Origin of the sequence: Pseudomonas retamae, from assembly GCF_043496865.1 — a bacterium.
GTDB classification, from domain to species: Bacteria; Pseudomonadota; Gammaproteobacteria; order Pseudomonadales; family Pseudomonadaceae; genus Aquipseudomonas; species Aquipseudomonas retamae.
This window is the reverse complement of sequence record NZ_JBIEIL010000001.1, coordinates 356142-374795: the sequence shown is the minus strand read 5'-3', so window position 1 is coordinate 374795 and position 18654 is coordinate 356142. Positions and strand designations below refer to the sequence as shown.

Annotated in this window: 18 protein-coding genes; 11 read left to right on the top strand and 7 right to left on the bottom strand. The window is 58.5% G+C overall.

Going from position 1 to position 18654, the window contains the following annotated elements:
• Positions 1–13: 13 nt before the first annotated feature.
• Together ACGSLL_RS01535 and ACGSLL_RS01530 are read left to right on the top strand one after the other, a co-directional pair.
• On the top strand, positions 14–1177 hold the full coding sequence (locus ACGSLL_RS01535; protein ID WP_394502481.1) for an acyl-CoA dehydrogenase family protein: 1164 nt from the start codon (positions 14–16) through the stop codon (positions 1175–1177).
• Between the two features lie 110 nt (positions 1178–1287).
• Positions 1288–2544, top strand: coding sequence for an MFS transporter (locus ACGSLL_RS01530; RefSeq protein ID WP_394503070.1), 1257 nt, complete (start codon positions 1288–1290; stop codon positions 2542–2544).
• A 37-nt stretch (positions 2545–2581) separates the two neighbouring features.
• Here the strand turns inward: ACGSLL_RS01530 and ACGSLL_RS01525 are convergent, their stop codons facing one another.
• The gene (locus ACGSLL_RS01525) at positions 2582–3535 is read right to left on the bottom strand and encodes a LysR family transcriptional regulator (protein ID WP_394502479.1); all 954 of its coding nucleotides are present in this window, start codon (positions 3533–3535) and stop codon (positions 2582–2584) included.
• A 219-nt stretch (positions 3536–3754) separates the two neighbouring features.
• Here ACGSLL_RS01525 and ACGSLL_RS01520 point away from each other — a divergent pair, with 219 nt between their 5' ends.
• The 3 genes from ACGSLL_RS01520 to ACGSLL_RS01510 are packed head-to-tail and all read left to right on the top strand — an operon-like array spanning position 3755 to position 5791.
• Positions 3755–5119 carry a DUF1329 domain-containing protein gene (locus tag ACGSLL_RS01520; protein ID WP_394502477.1) on the top strand — a complete coding sequence of 455 codons (1365 nt, stop codon included), beginning with the start codon at positions 3755–3757 and terminating at the stop codon, positions 5117–5119.
• Positions 5119–5505: a YidH family protein gene (locus tag ACGSLL_RS01515; RefSeq protein WP_394502475.1), complete on the top strand. Its 387-nt coding sequence runs from the start codon at positions 5119–5121 to the stop codon at positions 5503–5505. The genes ACGSLL_RS01520 and ACGSLL_RS01515 overlap by 1 nt, the downstream gene beginning before the upstream one ends.
• A gap of 46 nt (positions 5506–5551) precedes the next feature.
• Complete coding sequence (locus ACGSLL_RS01510) at positions 5552–5791, top strand: hypothetical protein (RefSeq protein WP_394502473.1); 240 nt, start codon at positions 5552–5554, stop codon at positions 5789–5791.
• 13 nt (positions 5792–5804) lie between these two features.
• On the opposite strand, the gene ACGSLL_RS01505 is transcribed toward ACGSLL_RS01510, so the two are convergent.
• Positions 5805–7766 (bottom strand): alkyl/aryl-sulfatase, encoded by a 1962-nt coding sequence (locus ACGSLL_RS01505; RefSeq protein ID WP_394502471.1) that lies wholly within the window; start codon positions 7764–7766, stop codon positions 5805–5807.
• 400 nt (positions 7767–8166) lie between these two features.
• Positions 8167–8634: a metallophosphoesterase family protein gene (locus tag ACGSLL_RS01500; RefSeq protein WP_394502469.1), complete on the bottom strand. Its 468-nt coding sequence runs from the start codon at positions 8632–8634 to the stop codon at positions 8167–8169.
• A gap of 394 nt (positions 8635–9028) precedes the next feature.
• Between ACGSLL_RS01500 and ACGSLL_RS01495 the strand changes: the two genes are divergently transcribed.
• The gene (locus tag ACGSLL_RS01495; RefSeq protein WP_394502467.1) at positions 9029–9259 is read left to right on the top strand and encodes a hypothetical protein; all 231 of its coding nucleotides are present in this window, start codon (positions 9029–9031) and stop codon (positions 9257–9259) included.
• Positions 9260–9325: 66 nt separating this feature from the next.
• Positions 9326–10201, top strand: a complete 876-nt coding sequence (locus tag ACGSLL_RS01490) for a DNA-binding protein (protein ID WP_394503068.1) — start codon at positions 9326–9328, stop codon at positions 10199–10201.
• 531 nt (positions 10202–10732) lie between these two features.
• On the opposite strand, the gene ACGSLL_RS01485 is transcribed toward ACGSLL_RS01490, so the two are convergent.
• Positions 10733–11632 carry a LysR family transcriptional regulator gene (locus ACGSLL_RS01485; RefSeq protein ID WP_394502465.1) on the bottom strand — a complete coding sequence of 300 codons (900 nt, stop codon included), beginning with the start codon at positions 11630–11632 and terminating at the stop codon, positions 10733–10735.
• Positions 11633–11763: 131 nt separating this feature from the next.
• On the opposite strand from ACGSLL_RS01485, the gene ACGSLL_RS01480 reads away from it, so the two are divergent.
• From ACGSLL_RS01480 to ACGSLL_RS01465, 4 genes are all read left to right on the top strand, one after another.
• A complete protein-coding gene (locus ACGSLL_RS01480; RefSeq protein ID WP_394502463.1) occupies positions 11764–12567 on the top strand; it encodes an NADPH-dependent F420 reductase in 804 nt (267 codons plus the stop codon).
• Positions 12568–12744: 177 nt separating this feature from the next.
• Entirely contained in the window at positions 12745–13443 is a 699-nt protein-coding gene (locus tag ACGSLL_RS01475; protein ID WP_394502460.1) for an NADPH-dependent F420 reductase, read from the top strand.
• Between the two features lie 50 nt (positions 13444–13493).
• Entirely contained in the window at positions 13494–14261 is a 768-nt protein-coding gene (locus tag ACGSLL_RS01470; RefSeq protein WP_394502458.1) for an SDR family NAD(P)-dependent oxidoreductase, read from the top strand.
• A gap of 326 nt (positions 14262–14587) precedes the next feature.
• Positions 14588–15028 (top strand): GNAT family N-acetyltransferase, encoded by a 441-nt coding sequence (locus tag ACGSLL_RS01465; protein WP_394502455.1) that lies wholly within the window; start codon positions 14588–14590, stop codon positions 15026–15028.
• Positions 15029–15599: 571 nt separating this feature from the next.
• Here the strand turns inward: ACGSLL_RS01465 and ACGSLL_RS01460 are convergent.
• From ACGSLL_RS01460 to ACGSLL_RS01450, 3 genes are all read right to left on the bottom strand, one after another.
• Positions 15600–16652: an AraC family transcriptional regulator gene (locus ACGSLL_RS01460; protein ID WP_394502452.1), complete on the bottom strand. Its 1053-nt coding sequence runs from the start codon at positions 16650–16652 to the stop codon at positions 15600–15602.
• A 6-nt stretch (positions 16653–16658) separates the two neighbouring features.
• Positions 16659–17657 carry an AraC family transcriptional regulator gene (locus ACGSLL_RS01455; protein WP_394502450.1) on the bottom strand — a complete coding sequence of 333 codons (999 nt, stop codon included), beginning with the start codon at positions 17655–17657 and terminating at the stop codon, positions 16659–16661.
• Between the two features lie 319 nt (positions 17658–17976).
• Entirely contained in the window at positions 17977–18573 is a 597-nt protein-coding gene (locus ACGSLL_RS01450; protein ID WP_394502448.1) for a TetR/AcrR family transcriptional regulator, read from the bottom strand.
• Positions 18574–18654 lie beyond the last annotated feature (81 nt).

Genomic DNA, 18654 nt, shown 5'->3' with positions numbered 1-18654 from the left:
CGAGGAGATCACCATGTATCAGCCAAGTGAAAAGGCCAGCCAGATCATCGAGGCCATCGGCGGTTTTATCCGCGATGAGATCCGCCCGCTGGAGCAAAGCGCCGGCCTGAGTTGGTCGGAGCCGCACCCGCGCGAAGTGCTTCAGCAAGTGTGGCAGCGCTCCTGCGCGCAGGGGTTTTACAACGTCATGCTGCCCGAGGCGATCGGTGGCGCGGGGCTGAACGTTTCAGACCTGTGCGCGGTAAAGGAAGCCACGGTCCTGAGCGGTTCCATGCTGGCGCCGCACATCCTCGGTGAACTGTCCGGACCGCCGCGCATCGGGCATCTGTTCAAGGTCGCGAGCCCGGAGCAAGTCGAGACTTTCCTGCAGCCGGTGTGCCGTGCCGAAAAAGCCGTGTGCTTTGCGCTGACGGAGAGTGAGGCGGGCTCCGATGCGACGGCGATCACCACCCGTGCCCGACGCGACGGCGACGATTATGTGCTGAGCGGCAGCAAGCGTTTCATCTCTGGCGCGCCTTATGCGGATATTGCCGTGCTGCTTGCGGTGACCGGCACCGGCGGCGGAGCCCAAGGCATTTCGGCCTTCTTCGTCGATCTGAAGGCGCCAGGCGTGCGCATCGAGAGTGACTATGCGGTGATGTCTGGCGGTGGCGCGCATGGCGACATCTTCATGGATGACGTTCGGGTGCCTGTGGCCAACCGTATTGGCGAAGAGGGTCAGGGGTTCAAACTGGCGATGGGGCGGATCACGCTCAACCGTTTGCTGCATTGCCCGACGTTGTTAGGCATGGCAGGCTTGGCGTTGAACCTGTCGATTGACTACGCGCGCACGCGCAAGCAGTTCGGCCAACCCATCGCGATGTTCCAGTCGATCAGCCACATGATTGCCGACATGGCCACCGAGCTGCATGCCGCGCGCAGCATGGTCTATGCCACCGCAGCGGTGAACGACGCGGGCGGCGATATCCGCACTCAGGCGCCAATGTGCAAGCTGTTCGTCTCCGAAACCGCTTTCCGTATTGCTGACCGCGCGGTGCAAATTCACGGCGGCGCGGGGTTGCTGCGCGGCCATCCGGTGGAGTGGATTTTCCGCGCGACCCGAATGATGCGCATCTTGACGGGTACCAGCGAAATTCAGCGCAACACCATTGCCAAGGGTGTCCTGATGCCGAGCTAGCAGCGAGTGCCGCACGTCCGGTCGTGCAGGGCCGGACGCTCTGACAAGAACAATAACGAGAGACGACCATGACTCACACTGACACACCCGCACGTCTGGGCACCGCCTGGATGATTGCTGTACTGCTGGCGCTGCTGATGCTGGTGAACTTCCTCGACAAAGTGGTCATCGGCCTGGTGGCGGTACCGATGTCCAAAGAGCTTGGCCTGAGCCCGACCGAGTTCGGTCTGGTAGGGGGCGCGTTGCACTGGTTCTTTGCCATTTCTGCGGTCATCGGCGGCTTCGTGGCGAACCGCCGCCCCACACGCACGTTGCTGTTGGGGATGGGCGCCTTCTGGGCGGTCGTGCAACTGCCGATGCTTTTCGTCACTTCGCTCTGGGCCATCATTGCCTGCCGGGTGCTGCTGGGTATCGGCGAAGGTCCGGCCTCGCCAGTCGCTACCCACGCCTTGTACAAATGGTTTCCCAATGACCGGCGCAACCTTCCGGTCGCGCTGTTGCATACCGGCAGCGCCTTGGGGTTGTTGGTCGCGGGCGCAATGATCCCCTGGATCAGCGTGCATTACGGCTGGCGAATGAACTTCATTGTTCTGGCCGTCATCGGCGCAGTCTGGTGTGTGTTTTGGTGGCTGCTGGGTCGTGAGGGTACGCTCGATCGCATCCGTCCGGGCCAGCTGAAGCAGGATGACGAGCGCGTGCCGTATCGGCGCTTGCTCACGGACAGCACGGTGCTGAGCAATTACCTGTGCCATTTCGCCGCCAACTGGTCGCTGGCGCTGACCCTGACCTGGGTGCCGAGCTATCTGGAAAACGGGCTCGGCATCGACCCCATCATGACGGGCCGGGTGTTCGTGCTCTTCGTGGTGGTGACCACGCCGCTGAGTCTGTTCATGGCGTGGCTGTCCCAGCGCATGCTTCGCGGCGGTATTGCAACGCGCTGGTCGCGTGGAGCATTCGTTTCGTTTTGCCTGATTGCCAGCGGCCTGCTCAGCGCAGCGCTGTTCCTGCCGGGATTGTCGAGCATAGAGCGGATCGTCAGCCTGACGTTCAGCGGTGGCTTGGCGCTGGTGATGTATTCGGTAGGGCCGGCCATGCTCGCCGAATTCACACCCGGCAGCCAACGTGCGGGCATTCTGGCGATCGGCAACGGCATTGCCTCGCTCGCGGGTTTGTCGGCACCGGTGGTCACCGGCATCCTCGTGCAGGGGGCGGGGGCCGAGCATCCGGCCGGATACGGTGAAGGGTTTCTGGTCTGTGGCGCCGTGCTGATCATTGCCGGGCTGATCGGTTTGTTCTGGATGGATCCGCAGAAAACCCGCCAGCGACTGGACGAGGTCAAAGGTCTCGCACTGCCTCGGGTCAACTGAACCGCGCGGCGCTGCACGGCCTACCGTTGCGGCGCCCTCAGTGATCGACCGCGCTCAAGGTTTCTTCGGGTGCACGCTCGATCAAACTGCCTTTCCAACGGTCGTCGACGACGGCCTCGACCAGGACGCCGCGGACCAGATCGCGCATGCAGGTGGCCGCGAACGACAGCGGCTTGTGCTGCGAATAAGCCAGGGAAATCGTGCGGGTGATTCGCGGCTCGACGATCAGCCGGGCCGAGATCGGCTCCAGCAATTCTGTCAGCGGCGGCCAGTTGCTGATGGTTGCCGCCAACCCGGCGCGCACCAGGCTGCTGATGCCAGGAGCAGACTGCTGCTCGTAGCTTGAATCGAGTGTCACCCCGGTTTCCATCGCCGCCTGCTCGATCCGACGCCGCAGATGCAGGGCGCGCGGCGGCATCACCAGCCGGGTCGCGGCCGCTTCAGCCAGCGTGATGGATGATTGATCAGCCTCCTGACCCGGTGTGCCTACCCAATACAGGTCTTCGGTGAAGACCGGTTCGGCGATGACGTGTTCCAGTTCCTCAGCGTTTGGCACAACACCAAAATCCACTTTGCCCAGCTCGATCGCCTGGCCGCCTTCGCGACTGAGGCCATCCCATATCGTCAGCTTGATCCCTGGAAACTTCGCCTGTGCCTGCGTGATGATGGTCGGCAACAGCAGCGACGAAGCGGTGGCCGGAATGGAAATCGCGACATGGCCCATCGGATTGCCCCGACTGGATTTGAGCTCGTCTTTCACCGAATCGAGCTTCTGAATCACCGAGCGCGCCACTTCGTATAACTGTCGTCCGGCATCGGTCAGTTCAATGCCGTCGTGCTGACGGGCGAGCAACTGCATTTCCAGTTCGCTTTCCAATAAACCGATCTGACGGCTCAGGGCAGGCTGAGCGATGAACGCCCGGCGTGCAGCATTGGAGAAGCTTCCAGCTTCTGCAATCGCGACGAGGTAACGCAGCTGTTTCAAAGTCATTGGCAAATCTCTGGCTATGCCGAACTGCTATGGCAACTATCTGAAGACGCTATTTGTCGAGGCCCAGAGGGCTACTTAGTATCCATTGATACTCATTCGGAGGCTATCGAACCGGCGCTAAAAATTGTTTTTGCCCACCATCCTGGCAGCCGCTTTGGCGTCTGGCGGGACCACTGCACATGTTCACTCTCTGATAAACACAATAAGAGGTTAAGAGTGATGTCAGCACGTACCAGAGGTTTTATTCAGTCGTCTTTGATCGCGTTGTCATGCTGTGTCTTGCTGGGGGTACCGTGGGCGGGAGGAGCGCTCGCCGCCAGTGAATTACCCCAGAACCTGACGCCGATCGGCGCCGAGCGAGGCGCCACCCCCGACGGGCGAATCCCGGCCTGGCAAGGCGGACTAACAACCGCGCAACAGCAACTGGAAAGCAACGGCACGCCGGTCGATCCTTATGCCAGTGAACGACCGCTGTACGAGATAACCGCAGACAATTACCGCCAATACGAAGATCAGCTGTCAGCGGGGCAGATCGCCTTGCTCAAGCGTTTTCCCGAGACGATGAAGCTGCCTGTCTACCCGACCCATCGCAGCGTCGCCATACCCGCGCACCTCGCCGCATCCGCCGCACGCAATGCCACGCACGCGCAACTCGACGACCAAGGCAACGGTCTGCGAGGTTTTGCCGGAGCGGTTGCCTTCCCTCTGCCAAAAAGTGGCCTGGAAGTGATCTGGAACCACCTGACCCGCAACCGCAATGCCAGTTACACCGTTGTCTCCGACAGCGCCACGCCGCAGGGCAATGGCCGATTTACCCTGATGAGTGCGCGCCAGGAATTCGCTCGACCTGATGGGCTGCGGGGCGCTGATGCCAACAATGTTCTCTACTATTTCACCCACCGAATGACCGCACCCTCGCGGCTCGCCGGGGATGCGATGGTGGTACACGAGACACTGGATCAGGTCGCCGAACCGCGATTGTCTTGGGTCTACAGTTCCAGCCAGCGTCGAGTGAGGCGCGCGCCGGGTATCGCCTATGACACCGCCGGGCCGGGGACGGCAGGCCTGCGCACGGCGGACAGTCGTGACATGTTCAATGGCGCACCCGATCGTTACGACTGGCAATTGGTGGGCAAGAAAATGCTCCACGTGCCGTATAACAGCTATCGCCTGGCCTCGCCCCGATTGCGCTACAGCGACTTGATCAAGCCGGGCCACGTCAACCCTGGTCCGACGCGCTATGAACTGCATCGGGTGTGGGAAGTGGTTGCGACGTTGAAACCGGGAGCCCGGCACACCTACGGCAAACGTCACTACTACATCGACGAAGACACCTGGGCCATTCTCGAGGCCGATGTCTATGACCAGCGAGGCACGTTATGGCGCACCTCCGCAGCGCACAGTTTTTACCACGCCAGCGGTGAGGCGGCCGTGAACGCGATGGAGGTGACCTACGACCTGAAAAGCGGTCGATATCACGTCTCCGGCCTGATAAACGAGCAACGCAATCCATACGCCTTCAACGTGCCGACGAGTCTCTCGTACTTTTCGCCCGGCGCATTGCGCAGCTTTGGTGTGCGCTGATGGGGATGAGTCCGAAGCGCCGCACCTGGACTGAAATCCTGCTGGGCGGCGGCGAGGCGCCCGATCCGCGATTTACGCTGGCCAATGAGCGAACCTTTCTTGCCTGGATTCGCACATCGCTGGCATTGCTGGGCGGCGCCATTGCCATCGAGGCCTTCGCCACACAGGTCTTCGAGCCCGGTTTGCGCATGGCCGTGGCCATTATCCTGTTGGTGTTGAGTCAGTTGGTCAGTGCCGGTGCCTGCTTGCGCTGGCTCCGGGTAGAGCGTGCGCTGCGCCAACGTCGGCCGCTGCCCTTGCCGGCGCTCGCGCCATTGGTGGCGATGGCTTGCGTTACGGCGGTGATGTTGATCGGCAGTGCGCTGTGGCCCCGCTGGCATGGGTGATCCGGGGCTGCAGGCGGAGCGGACTGAATTGGCGTGGCGACGGACTTTGGTCGCGTTACTGGTCGTGCTGGTGCTGGCGGGGCGAGAGGGGGCCTGGCTGTCGCTGGGGATAGGCAGTGTCGCCGCCCTTGGGTTGCTCGCCAGGCAAGGGCGCCGCTATCGCCAGGGATTGGCAATGCTGCGCACGGAACAGGCATCGCCGGCGCCCGTGGTGATTCTGGCTTTAGGCGCGAGCGTCTGTTTGCTGGCGTTGATCGCCATGATCGAGCTGCAAAGCGGCGCCTGAGCGCCGCCCATGTTCAGGGTGTGACGATATTGAAGCGTCCGTCCGTTTCCTCAAGTCCACCCATGAAGCGTAGAAATTTCACGCGCTCACCGGTGATCGTAATATCGCCCACCGTTGCCTCCTTCAAAAAGCCAGTCTGTTTCAGCGCGATGCGATCCAGCGTTGACTTGTTCATGCTGATATTCACGTCGGCTTGATCATGCCGGGTCAAGTCGCGGTGAGTAAGGACACCGTTGCGCAAGGTCAGGGCGTAATCCTCGTTCAGATCGGTGAAGCGCCAGTTGATGCTCAAGTCATGGTCGGCGGCTTTCAGCGCGTCGACCCGCACACTCAAGTAATCGAAGAACATTGCCGGGGTCAGCGCCCGCACCATATCGTCGGCATTCCCGCCGCCGCCGGTTGCAGCCGCAACGCCGTCGCGCAATTCCTGGGCGCCGCTGAGGTAGGCATTGCGCCAGGTCGCGTTCTCGCTCTGGTAGCCCAGTTGTTCCAGCGCATCGGCCTGCAGGTTGCGTGCATCGGCATTGTCCGGCTCGGCGAATACCAAATGATTGGTCAGCTGTGCAACCCAGCGATAATCGCCCTCGTCGAAGGCCTTGCGCGCTTGCGTCAAGAGCTGATCGGCACCCCCCATCGCCGCGACGTAACGCTTGCCTGCGGCCTGCGGCGGCAGTGGATTGAGGTTCGCCGGGTTGCCGTCGTAAAACCCCATGTAGCGCTGATACACCGCACGCACGTTGTGGCTCAACGAGCCGTAGTAATCGCGGCTGTACCACTTGTTCGCCAAGCGTGGCGGCAGCGAACTCAAGGTGTCGGCAATCTCCATGGGCGTCAGTCCCTGATTGATCAGTCGCAGGGTCTGGCTGTCGATGAATGCGTACATGTCGCGCTGGTCAGCCAGATATTCGCGTATCTGCGCACCGCCCCAGGTGGGCCAGTGATGCTGGGCAAAAACCACCTCGGCCTGATTGCCGTAACGCAGCAGCGACTGGTCCAGGTAATGCGCCCAGATCTTCGGATCGCGCACCAGCGCGCCGCGCAAGGTGAGCACATTGTGCTGCACGTGAGTGGCATTTTCGGCCATGCACAGCGCCTTGAATCGTGGGAAATAGATGTTCATTTCCGCCGGCGCCTCGGTGCCAGGGGTGAGTTGGAATTCGACCTCGATACCCTCGAGGGTCAGGCGCTCCACCGGCTGGCTGATTTCCCTGGTAGGAGCAATCAAGCTGATGGTTGCGTTGGCCGGAATGCCCTTGCCCAGCCCGGCATCTACCTGGCCGCGCTCGCTGCGCGGCAACGGTGCGCCGTACATGTATTGAGCGCGACGTTTCATTGCCGGCCCGGCCAACACATTCTCTCCGATGGCGTGCTCGAAAAAACCTTGCGGCGCAATCACCTGGACCTTGCCCGCGGTGACATCCGCTTCGTCGATAATCCCGCGTACACCGCCGAAATGGTCAACGTGCGGGTGCGTGTAGATGACGGTGGTTACGGGCTTGCGCGGGCGATTTTTGAAGTACAGCTCAAGACCGGCTTTAGCGGTTTCCACTGACAGCAGCGGATCGAGCACGATCAAACCATTGTCGCCCTCGACGATGGTCATGTTGGCCAGGTCCAGGCCACGAATCTGGTAAATACCGTCGGTGACTTTAAACAGACCGGCAATGGTGTTGAGCTGCGCGATGCGCCACAAACTCGGGTTGACGGTACCGGGTGCGTTGGTCTGGTTCAGGAACGCGTACTGATTCAGGTCCCAGACGGTCTTGCCGTTCGCATTGCTGACCACACCCTCATACCGCTCGATCAGACCGCGCTGCGCCGCTTCGAAATCGCCGCGGTCGGCGAAGGGCAAACGCTGCAACCATTGTTGATTGCTCTGCAGCGTGATCGCCGTTGCATCTTTAGCCGGCGTCGCGGCAGAACTCATCAGCGGTGCCAACAAGGCAAGTGAAAGCAACGTCGGTGGAAAACGCATGGAGAAGTCCTAGTTATTGTTTGAGCGATCCACTTTAGGGAGAGGGGCGGGCCACAGCCAATACCAGAGCGGCATGACGGCCATCGTGTTTTTTGATGGCTGAGGCTGGTGCATGGTCGGGATCTGTGCGGCGAAGCCGGCCGCTCGCGGAGCCGGGTCGCAGTCAGTTGCTAAATCGCAGAGGCCCGAACGCTCGGTATGAATCGATCAAAGAGTCGAAAAGCGAAATATCCGATGAGGTGAGTCATGGGGGAAGCCGGGGAAGGGTGCAATCCAATGTCGGTCGCGAGATAGAATTACGTCATCCCAGCTGCGTGATTGCCTACGAAACGCTGCGGTAACTGGTGGCTGCGAATTATGCGTGGACTCCCTGTTCTGGATCGCGGTAACCGCAGCGATTTCAGGCGGGGGGATCCAGCAGGTAAATCAGGCGCGGCTCGATGCTGTCGGGTTGTATCTCGAGAATTGCCAGCGTGACCGGCAACTTGAAACGCCGAGGGCCGGCGCTACCAGGGTTCACGTATAGACGATCGCCGCGCCATTCGATGCGCGGTTTGTGGGAATGGCCGGTGATGATGAGCTTTATTTCTGTATCTAGATCGGCGGGGACGTCGGCGATGTCGTGGATAAGCAGGGTGTGCCAGCCGTTGAGAGTGCAGGTCAGAAGGTCGGGAAGGTCTTTGGCCCATGGGCTGCTGAGATCATTGTTGCCGCGCACGGCGTGAACAGGAGCAATTTTGGACAATTGGGCGAGGATCTCCGGATTGCCAATGTCGCCGGCGTGGATGATCAGGTCACAGCCTTGGAGCGCGTCGATGGCTTCGGGGCGTAGGAGATTGTGAGTGTCGGATATTACGGCGGTTTTCATGGGCCAATTCTCCGTGAACGTTTCGGGCGGGTGTGACTGTTTTCGACCCAAAGAAGACGTTCAATCTCATCAATAGCATCGCCATCCAGCACAACATGTGCAGCCAGGCAGTGCGCAGACGCGGGAGAAGCGTTGGGAGGAATACTGGGGACAACAATTTCGCCGTCATCACCGATTGTCGCGGAATCGAGGAACGGGCGCCAGGACACGAGCTGCTATATCTAATAGATACTTGATTTAACAAGTGGGCGATGTCAGATGTTCACAAGCAGTTCACGTGCCTTGTATTGCTGGCTCAATGCTCTGACAATTAACGTGATTGTTCATCGTAAGGTGTACACAGGCCTTCGTGTCTCACCGTTAGCCTCAGCCTCGTCGTCATGACCTCTGACGGTTGGCCCAGGTCACCACGGAGCGCGATGTTTCAAAGGCGCTCGCCATCTACGAAACCCACGAGGTGAAGTTCTGCGTCATCGAGATGCTGCCCGGTCTCGATCTTTTTACTGTCCGGGACGTAAAGCTAGGTTCTGGCATTCAACCGGCGCAGGTCCTCGACCGACAGGCTGATTGCTTCCAAGCAGCGCTTCCGCTCAAGACCAGCAGCGCACGATCGAACCGCGGCTAGCCGCGCCTCTAGCATTTGACAGGGATAACATTCAATTATAAGACCTCATATACGCCGAGGTGAGTCATCGCAGTAGGGGTGCCGGAAAAAGAGGTGTTTACGGCTGCGGATGCAGTGCTGGCGCGTGGTGAGCGGCCGACGGTCGAGCGCATGTGCCTGGAACTGGGTAGGGAAAGTCCGGCTAGAGTCGGTAGGCTCCTCGATATTTGGTGGGCACGTTTGGCCGAACGCCTCAGCGGGGAGACCCGTTTGCCGGCGTTACCTAGTGAGGTGTCGCAGGCGTTTATCGCTGTGTGGCAGCAGGCGATCCACTTGGCGCAGGGCGTCGCCGAACTCGGTCTAGAGGAGCAGCGCCAAGTGCTGGACGCTGAACGTGAGCGACTCGCACAAATTGAAGATAGAGCGCATCAGGATCTGGCAAAAGGGCGCCAACAGGTTTCTGAAGCAATGGCCGGGCGTCAGGCGGCCGAATCTCGCTTGGCTGACCTGAACCTTCTGTTGGTGCAGCGGCAGGCCCAGATTGAGGAGCTCCAGCAACAGCGTGATGTCTTGAGGCGTGAACGGCACGATGCCCAAGGGCAAAATCAAATTCTCCAACAGGAACTCCACTCGCTACGACTCAAGGCCGAGCAGGAGCGAATGGCACAGGAGAACTATTTGCGTGGCGTTGAGGATCGGGCTCACCGCGAGGTTGATCGGGCCCAGGAGAAGGGGAGAGCCGCACTAAGCCTATCAAAAGTAGCCAACCGCAGATGCGACGACTTGCGACGTAGGTTGGAGTCGGCCCAAAACGAGCTCAGCCGAGCGGAGCAACGTGCGGCGGCACAGTTGGCCCGTGCAGAAACTTTAGAACAACAGTTGATTCAGATACGCCAGCTGCCTGAGATCAAGCGCAAGCCACGAGTTAGAAAAAAAACGACATCAAGCAACCCTAAGAACTAACCGCAGGAGTCAGCTAGCGGCCATTAGCGAACCCTCGAAAGTGACCGCTATCGGCCAAAAGCAGACGTTCGTGAGCAGCCAAATGATCGAAGATGAGAGTTTCGAACAGACAGTTTTCCATCGAATCACTGCGGATGGCTTAAAAAGGGACGATGATTCGTAGATGCTGGTCTATGCTTGCTTTCGGTGCGGTCATAGGTAGTTACTTCAGCAAACCCTGAAGCCAGAAATGCAGAATGTAAATTACATACCGAATTTTTACTATGTGAGAAAAATAAACATATTGAAGATTTAACGCTAGGAGAAGTTGCTATGCTGACAGGAAGCATCGTCGCAACCGCGCCTAGTTATTCACCCAGCCTTTCACTAACCGGCCAAAAGCAGCCGTATCACTGACTGCTTACAGTGAAGACGCGCGAAGATAGATAGTGGATTCGATCGCTAATGCCAATGGAGTTCATTTCCATAATGAAGCGTGTTTAGAGGAAAAAGCGCCAACGTCGCACTGACGTCACTAAGTCGCACACTGGACTATCGTTTGTTGCCCTGAAACGCACTTAAGCTCAGGTCCACAAAGCTGCGTACTTTGGGGTCCATATAGCGGCTCGATGCGAATACGGCGTGGACCGGTGCAGGGATCTCCGCCCATCCGGAGAGCACGCAAGCTAAAGTGCCTTCGGCGACATGTGGCTCAGCCATGAAGCGAGGGAGTTGTGCGATCCCCAGCCCCTCAAGCGCTAGGTTTTTTGCGGCGATCGTGCTATTGACGGAACAGCGCGGAGCGGCCGTGACTTTCTCCGAATTCGTACCGTTTACCAGGCTCCAGTTCGAGCGGCCGCGCGTGGCCTTCATGATCAGATCATGATGCTTGAGATCGCTGACCGCGTTGATCCTCGATCCTTGCTTCAAGTAGTCCGGGGTTGCGTACAGCCCGTAGAACACCTCGCCCAGCTTGCGCGCCGACAGTCCCGAATCCTCGAGCGTGCCGACGCGAATGGCGACATCGAAGCCTTCATGAATGATGTCGACTAAACGGTTGGTGTATTCCGCTTCCACCGTCACCTTCGGAAACTGGCGCAGAAACGCGGCGATCCAACTATCCACTACCATAGTCCCGAACTCAGATCCGGCCGTGATTTTAAGCAGGCCCTTTGGCTCCCTAGATTGTTGCGCCACAGCCGCTTCAGCCGCCTCGGCGGCGGTCAGGATGCACATGGCCCGCTCGAAATAATCGCGTCCCACTTCAGTTACGCTCAGACGCCGAGTGGAGCGGATGAGCAATTGTGCACCGAGCTTTTCTTCCATACGTCGGACGATGCGACTGACTCGGGCTTTATCCGTGCCAAGTCGGTTCGCCGCCGTAGTGAAAGAGCCATCGGTGACAACGGCGACGAAGACTTTCATTTCCGGCAAATCAATTGATGTGTTCATAGACAACAGTCTGTGACTTTAGTATCCATTTATCAATGGGCCGATCGAATCTAAAGTGCGCTTCAGGCACTACAAGGTGCTGAATGTCTCTCGGCGGGTCCCGCCGAACCCCCATAGAAGGAATATTCAAGATGACCCAGACGATCGGAATCATTGGCTCGGGCTTGGTGGGCAAATCAGTCGCCCATCTTGCGGTCGCAGCAGGCTACAAGGTCGTGATCAGCAATTCCCGCGGCCCTGACTCCCTTTCCAAGTTGGTAAAGGAACTTGGGCCTCTCGCTCGTGCGGGCTCTGTCGAAGAGGCCATCGCCGCGGGCGATATCGTCTCGCTGGCCATTCCGCTTGCGAACTTCAAAACTCTGCCGGCCGACAAGTTCGTTGGCAAGGTGGTTATCGATCAAACCAATTACTACCCAGGCATGGGCGATTTTCGCCGGACCGATCTCGATCAGGGCAAATTAACTTCCAGCGAACTGATTCAGCAACACCTCAAAGACGCGAAGGTGGTTAAAGGTATCCATAACATTGGCTGGATCCATATGCAGTACAACGCTCGTCCCAAGGGCGATGCCGAACGTACCACCTTGCCCATCGCTGGTGACGACGCCGTTGCTAAGGAAATGATCACACGTTTCATAGAGGCTGTTGGGTACAACGTGGTCGATGCGGGTTCACTCGCCGACAGCTGGCGTATCGAACCCAACACGCCGATTTACTTCTGGCCCTACGCGCCTGAGGTTCCAGAAGGCTTGACCGAGCAAGAGGCCAAAGAAGTCTACCGTCAACGCGGCAAACCGCTTTCGCCAGAACAAGCTCGTCAATTGATCAGCACTACCAAGAGTCCGTCTCCCATCGGAGGAACGCTGGAAGGTCTTCCGCCCATCCATATTGCTCTGTTCCTTGAGCTGGCGAGTGCGAATACCGTCGAGGGGTAATGGTTCTAAACCGGGCGTCTTCATAGTTGGCGTCCGGTTCTTTTGAAGTCACACCGGTCCTATTTCAGATATGAACTGATGTATCTATAGACAACAGTCTGTCGTTCTACATGCTATATATCTATTTTCCATGCCTCCTTACAGTGATGTCTTTCACCGTAAGAAAGAGGGGCTGTGATGAAGATAGGAATACTGAACACCGGGAATCTTGGCAGCAGGCTAGCGCGGGCTTGGGGTGCCGCGAATCACCAGTTGGTGCTCGCCAAGGACGGCGAGGATCGCAAGATTGCGCCGTTGCTAGCCGAACTAGGCGAGCGGGCCCGCCATGGCTCCTTCGAACAAGCGGCTCAATTTGGCGAAGCTGTGTTGTTCTCGGTCTACTGGCCCAGGGCAGACGCTGTGATCGACGCGGTTGGCAGCGCACTCGACGGCAAGATCGTGATCGAAACCATGAATCCGCTCGGCGTCACTAACGAGTTTGTGCACTTTCATGACCATGCATTCATGCGTGACAACTCGACTGCCGAGTATCTGCAAAACCGCCTTCCGCGTGCGCGGGTGGTCAAGGCCTTCAGCCTGTTGGCGGCGCCGGTGCTGGAGGGTGCTGCCTGGTCTGCCTCGGCGTCCAAGCCTAACGTTTTCTACGCAACTGACGACCAGGAGGCAGGCCACGTCGCGCGCCGTTTGATTAAAGACGCGGGCTTCACGCCCATCAATGCAGGTCCTTTGAACGTCGCCCGCCAATTGGAGCAGCTCGGCGTTCTGCTGCACCACATCGCCGAACACGAATACAACGGCGATACCGATCTCATTCGGCTGGGTGTCTCGATTGTGGAGGCACTCCCTGGTCCCATCGTGCGCGAACGGATCTCCTGAGCTTTATGTAGATCACCCCACCAAGAATTCGAGTTTTAATGGAGTTTCAGATGCCACAATCGCTAATGGGAAAAACGGCCCTGGTGACAGGAGGGTCGCGGGGAATCGGTCGATCGATTGCAGAGCGCCTGGCGAAAGAAGGCGCAACAGTCGCCTTGACCTACAACGCAAGCAAGTCCGGCGCCGAGGAGGTGGTTGAAGCCATCGAGAGCGCCGATGGTAGTGCCTTCGCCCTTCATTCAGATCTGTCAGATGTTCAGGCTATCCCCACATTGTTCGAACAACTCGACCGTGAACTCATCAGACGAAACGGCAGTAAAGCGCTCGACATTCTTGTCAACAATGCCGGAAATTCCGGTTGGGGCAGTTTTCGGGATGCAACTCCGGACAATTGGGACGCCATCTTTGCAGTCCACGCTCGAGCGCCGTTTTTCGTCGTTCAAGCCGCACTTAGTCGTCTAAGCGATGGCGGGCGAATCATCAACATCACCTCCGGTGCCGGCGCGCGAGCCATGTCGGCAGTGCCGATCTATTCGATGGCCAAAGCCAGTATCAACAACCTGACCCATGCGCTTGCACAGGAATTGGGTCCGTACGGCATTACGGTGAATGCCGTGGCGCCGGGCTGGGTACGGACAGACATGAACGCGGCCGTACGTGAAAACGTCGACATGGTTAAAATGATCGAAGCTGACACCGCATTGGGCCGCTTCGGAGAAACTTCAGACATCGCCGCGGTCGTGGCGTATCTGGCGTGTGAGGAAAGCCGCTGGGTGACCGCCCAGGTCATTGAAGCAAGTGGTGGCTATAAGCTGTAAAGCTGCCCTTTCATCAGGACCGCGGCAGTGGATGAGTACTGCGTTTTGACCACGAAAGTCACTGCCTATAATGACATTCGATTGCTCATAGGGGCTCCCTGGTACGCGAAGGCGGTCCAACCTTCGCGTACGATTCCTCTCATGAATTTTTATTTGCTAAGCGAACGTCCCCTACTGGCCGCAAGCAGCGCCTCATGACGTACTGCTGTCGGCCAGACGCTGCCGTTTGTGACCTTAGTTGAGTGGTGATAGCAGCCAGCCCAAGGCGCTAGAAACGGCACTCGACTTGCATGACTCTTTGTTTCAACGCGACATAAAGGAATGAAATGAGGAAGGAGTGGCGTACAACCGGCAGCATTCACGAGAAGTATCTGCGTGCCGTATCTGATGGCGTCATACAACACGGGCAGAACTTGTCGCGCGGACATGGCGGAAATGCCGATCCCATAGCCTGCACGCTGATGGATGATGAGGCCTTGGTTGGCGGTGTCACAGGTCGAACTGAGTTTGGCCGTCTTTTTATCAGTTACCTATGGGTAGATACTCCATGGCGTGGGAAAGGCATCGGGACCGAGCTTTTGCACAGGCTTGAGGCACTTGCTCTAGAGCGTGGTTGCCATGAAGCGCTCATTGAGACCCTCGATGACAGCGTGGCGCACTGGTACAAGCGATGCGGCTACCGACTTGTCGCACATCTTCCTCAGTACTGCGGACCTTGGAATCGCCACACACTTTTGAAAAACTTGAAACCGCATGGCGATGACTGACTAAGGGCTTTCATGCTGTATGAGCCGTTTCAAGCCTGCTTTTGGCCGATAGCGACCGCTTACGAACGACCGCACTTGGCCGGAAGCGGTCGTCCGTGAGCGGCAGCTCTCGGCTAGACTTTGTGAAAACACATGCACCGTTTTGAAGTCTGCATTGATACGTAAATTCTGCCAGCGTTTGGTAAGTCTCTCTAAATGATTTCACACAGTCTCGGTCAACAACGGCCTCAAGATTGCATGTCAGTGCCGCGGAGTGGCTTAAGCACTATCGATCCGTCGATTAACACGATGCTCAGGCAATCACCCAAACCGACGTTCATTGTTGCAATTACATCCGGTGGAAGATCGATAATGACGTCTCCGCTCCCATCACCTGGATCTTGGGCATGTCACGATTGTCTGTACAGATTCACTCATAAGGGAAAGACCCTCGTTGAAATGATGGGGTGAGCCCACATCCTACGCCCGCATGTCCCCTGCTGAAAGCTATTGGCCGATAACTGCTACTGACTGCAATCAGCTTGCTGTAAGTGCTGACCTCCAATAAAATACAGTTCCAGTGTAAATATGCTCAAGGTCGTTCTTTCACTCGATTGCGAAGCAACAAGGGCTGTCTGTTCACACCGGATTGCCTGCACCACTCAAGCACCGACACGCCAAACCATCGATGAAAAGCCCGCGAGAATGTACTGACATCGGCGTAGCCCAGCAGGTGCGCTACTTGCGGCAGGCTGATTGTCGGGACCTGCAGGTATTTGCGCACCAATTGCTGGCGCGTCTCGTCCAGCAACTGCTGAAAAGAGGTGTTTTCCTCGGCCAGGTGGCGCTGCAAGGATCTCGGGGTGACGGCCATGCAATCGGCCACTCTGTCGATCGTCGCACGTCCGCTGGGCAACAGATTGCGCAGCAATTGCCTGACGTAGCCCGGCATGGCGTCGGTCGACAGGCGTTCAATGCCTGCCAAATGTTCAGCGATGAGCTGATGCAAGGCTTCACTGGCGCAATCCAGCGGCTGCGCGAGCACGCTGGCATTGAAGAGCAATCCCGAGTGCGCGGCTGAAAACGTCGGCGTGATGTTTAGCGCCTGCCGATAGAGGCCTTCATCCGCCAAAGGCGCATGGCGGAGCATGATTGCCTCGGGTTGCCACGGTTTACCGGCCAGGGTTTGCATCAGTCGCAGACCCACCCCGCACGCCAGTTCTTCGGCCTGCGCCAGGCCGTCGATCTCCTGCTCATCGGCTCGATAACCCAGTAACGCGATGTCGTCGACCAGCTCCAGATAGAGATGCGCTGCGCCGTTGTACAGGGCGAAATTGGCGCGCAGTTCGCGCAGCGCGTCGCCGACGGTGCGGGTGTTGTGAATCAGGAAAAACATGTCACCGAAGACGTCGACTCCCTGATGGAGGCCGAACTCCAGACCGAACAACGCGTTGTTCGAGCGCTGCCGGCACAGCGTCAACAAGCGGCAGTAATTGCGAAAGGACAGGATGTCTTCCGGGCGCTGCAGTGACGCGACATGCAGACACGCCTGGCGCAGCATCCGGTTCGGCTCCAGTCCCTGACGCCGGGCGAATGGATCGAAACCTGTCAGGCTGATGGCGCGAATGAACGGGTTGCAAGCCATGTCGATTTACCGAGGTAAGTGTTGTGTGCGTTGTTTCCACTGCTGCGGGCTGACCCCGTTCCAGCGGGTGAATGCCCGGGAAAATGCGCTCAGGTCGGCGTAACCCAACAGACCCGCTACTTGCGTCAGGCTGAGCGACGAATCGCACAGGTAGCGCGCGGCCATCGCTCGGCGCGTCTGGTCCAGCAACTCCTGAAATCCCGAGCCCTGAGCTTGAAGATAGCGCTGCAAGGTGCGTGGACTGATCATCATGTACTCGGCCATGTCACGCAGCGTGACCGGGCCGTGGGCCAGTTCATTACGCAACCTTTTTTGCAGGTAAGACGGCAACTCCTCCAGCGTCACGCGGGCCAGTTCGTCGATATGTTGCCGGGCCAATTGTCGGTATCTGACGTCTGTCGTGCCCAGCGGTGTCGTCAGTAATGACTCATCAAATACCCAGGCATTGACCGGGCTGTCGAAACGCGGCGCCACCCCGAGCAACGCGCGATAGGCCAGGCGATTGGCCGGAGCACTGTGGCGCAACAGCAGGGCTTTTGGTTGCCAGGCGTGCCCGAGCAGTTCGCGCAGCAGGCAACTGACGATACCCATCGCCAGTTCCACGGTCTGGCGGACCGAAATCAAGGTGCCATCCGTGACGTCGTAAAGCAGCAGGGCGTTGCCGGCCTGACGCTCAAGCTGCACGAGTGCGCCGTCGCTGAGGATGTGGAAATAACGTGTCAGCAAATTCAGCGCCTCGCCGACCGTGGCTGAACTGCGCATGGCGTAGAGCAGGGTGCCGAGACTTTGCGTGCCCTGGCGCAAGCCGAACTGCACGCCGAATAGCGGGTTGTGCGAGCGCTGGGCGCACAAGTCGATCAAGGCATTGAACTGCGCGCCGGACAGTCGAGCATCCAGAGGGTCTTCAGGCAGCTCAACCGCGGCCAGCGCCGAAGCCGGGTCGATGCCCTGACTGGCACAAAACGCCTTGAACCCCAACAGCGCAGTACCTCGAACCGTGGACATCCGCTCAACCCTCAGAATGACCGGCCGCCGCTGGCCGGAAAGAACTGGCACGATTTGCAAAAACGCTGGCGCGATCTGCAAAGCGTTCACCTCGCTCAGAGGGCCAGACTCGAAGCACCCATAACAATAAAACTGCGTTCAGCCCGCGGCTGGACGATGGAGGTGTTCGATGCGTCGGTTCCTGTTTGCTTTGCTCGCGGTCGCCCTGGTTTCGGGTGCGCTGTATTCGCAACACCGGCCAGCTGGCCACACGGTTGTCCATCATTCCAGTCACCCTCCGGTTGCCAGCATCAGCGATGCCTTCACCCATTTTTGAGCGTTAGAGCATCTTTTCCGGCACGCAGGCCTGCTCGCGCAATTGACCACCGGCCAGCGCGCCATGCAGGAACATTTGCTCAAGGGTTCGTGCCGAATCGGCGTTGGCGGCTCGCCCGCGCTGTTCGGCATCCACCAGGCCATACACCAGCGTGATGAACAGCTCGGTGAAAATCGCGGCGGTGATGTCGATGCGAAACAGCCCTTGCTGCTGGCCTCTCAGAAAAAATCCGTCCAGCGCCAACAGGTAAAACTGCCAGCGTGTGTCGCCCCGTTCGAAATCGAGAAAGTCGGGGCGGTAATGCGCCATCAGAAACGCCAGCAACTCGCGATGGGCGAGGTGTTCGCGGATCAATCGGCGTAACGCGTCCAGCGCCTGCAAATGCTGCAAACCGGCGCGGCGGATAATCAGATTGAGCGTTGCTTCGGCGTGTTCTTCCAGTCTTTGCACCAGGTTTTCCCGTGTACCGCAATAGCGGTGCAGGGTGGCCTTGCTCACGCCTGCCAATTGCGCCAGCTCTTTCATGGTTGCCCGCGGCCGGTTGACGACCGCCACGGTCAACGATTTGAGCAGGTGTTCTTCATGGGAAATCAAGTTCATCACCAAGCCTCAAGCGACCGTCACGTAAGATTCACACATTTCTCATATGAGACATTATTGACTCATTAGGATTTGGAAAGT

What these genes read in the sequence shown, in the direction of transcription:
- ACGSLL_RS01530 (WP_394503070.1), top strand. Translation starts at nt 1,288, where the DNA reads ATGATTGCTGTACTGCTGGCGCTGCTGATGCTGGTGAACTTCCTCGAC.
- ACGSLL_RS01450 (WP_394502448.1), bottom strand. Translation starts at nt 18,573, where the DNA reads ATGAACTTGATTTCCCATGAAGAACACCTGCTCAAATCGTTGACCGTG.
- ACGSLL_RS01505 (WP_394502471.1), bottom strand. Translation starts at nt 7,766, where the DNA reads ATGCGTTTTCCACCGACGTTGCTTTCACTTGCCTTGTTGGCACCGCTG.
- ACGSLL_RS01480 (WP_394502463.1), top strand. Translation starts at nt 11,764, where the DNA reads ATGACCCAGACGATCGGAATCATTGGCTCGGGCTTGGTGGGCAAATCA.
- ACGSLL_RS01515 (WP_394502475.1), top strand. Translation starts at nt 5,119, where the DNA reads ATGGGGATGAGTCCGAAGCGCCGCACCTGGACTGAAATCCTGCTGGGC.
- ACGSLL_RS01500 (WP_394502469.1), bottom strand. Translation starts at nt 8,634, where the DNA reads ATGAAAACCGCCGTAATATCCGACACTCACAATCTCCTACGCCCCGAA.
- ACGSLL_RS01520 (WP_394502477.1), top strand. Translation starts at nt 3,755, where the DNA reads ATGTCAGCACGTACCAGAGGTTTTATTCAGTCGTCTTTGATCGCGTTG.
- ACGSLL_RS01475 (WP_394502460.1), top strand. Translation starts at nt 12,745, where the DNA reads ATGAAGATAGGAATACTGAACACCGGGAATCTTGGCAGCAGGCTAGCG.
- ACGSLL_RS01460 (WP_394502452.1), bottom strand. Translation starts at nt 16,652, where the DNA reads ATGGCTTGCAACCCGTTCATTCGCGCCATCAGCCTGACAGGTTTCGAT.
- ACGSLL_RS01455 (WP_394502450.1), bottom strand. Translation starts at nt 17,657, where the DNA reads ATGTCCACGGTTCGAGGTACTGCGCTGTTGGGGTTCAAGGCGTTTTGT.
- ACGSLL_RS01485 (WP_394502465.1), bottom strand. Translation starts at nt 11,632, where the DNA reads ATGAACACATCAATTGATTTGCCGGAAATGAAAGTCTTCGTCGCCGTT.
- ACGSLL_RS01535 (WP_394502481.1), top strand. Translation starts at nt 14, where the DNA reads ATGTATCAGCCAAGTGAAAAGGCCAGCCAGATCATCGAGGCCATCGGC.
- ACGSLL_RS01465 (WP_394502455.1), top strand. Translation starts at nt 14,588, where the DNA reads ATGAGGAAGGAGTGGCGTACAACCGGCAGCATTCACGAGAAGTATCTG.
- ACGSLL_RS01525 (WP_394502479.1), bottom strand. Translation starts at nt 3,535, where the DNA reads ATGACTTTGAAACAGCTGCGTTACCTCGTCGCGATTGCAGAAGCTGGA.
- ACGSLL_RS01470 (WP_394502458.1), top strand. Translation starts at nt 13,494, where the DNA reads ATGCCACAATCGCTAATGGGAAAAACGGCCCTGGTGACAGGAGGGTCG.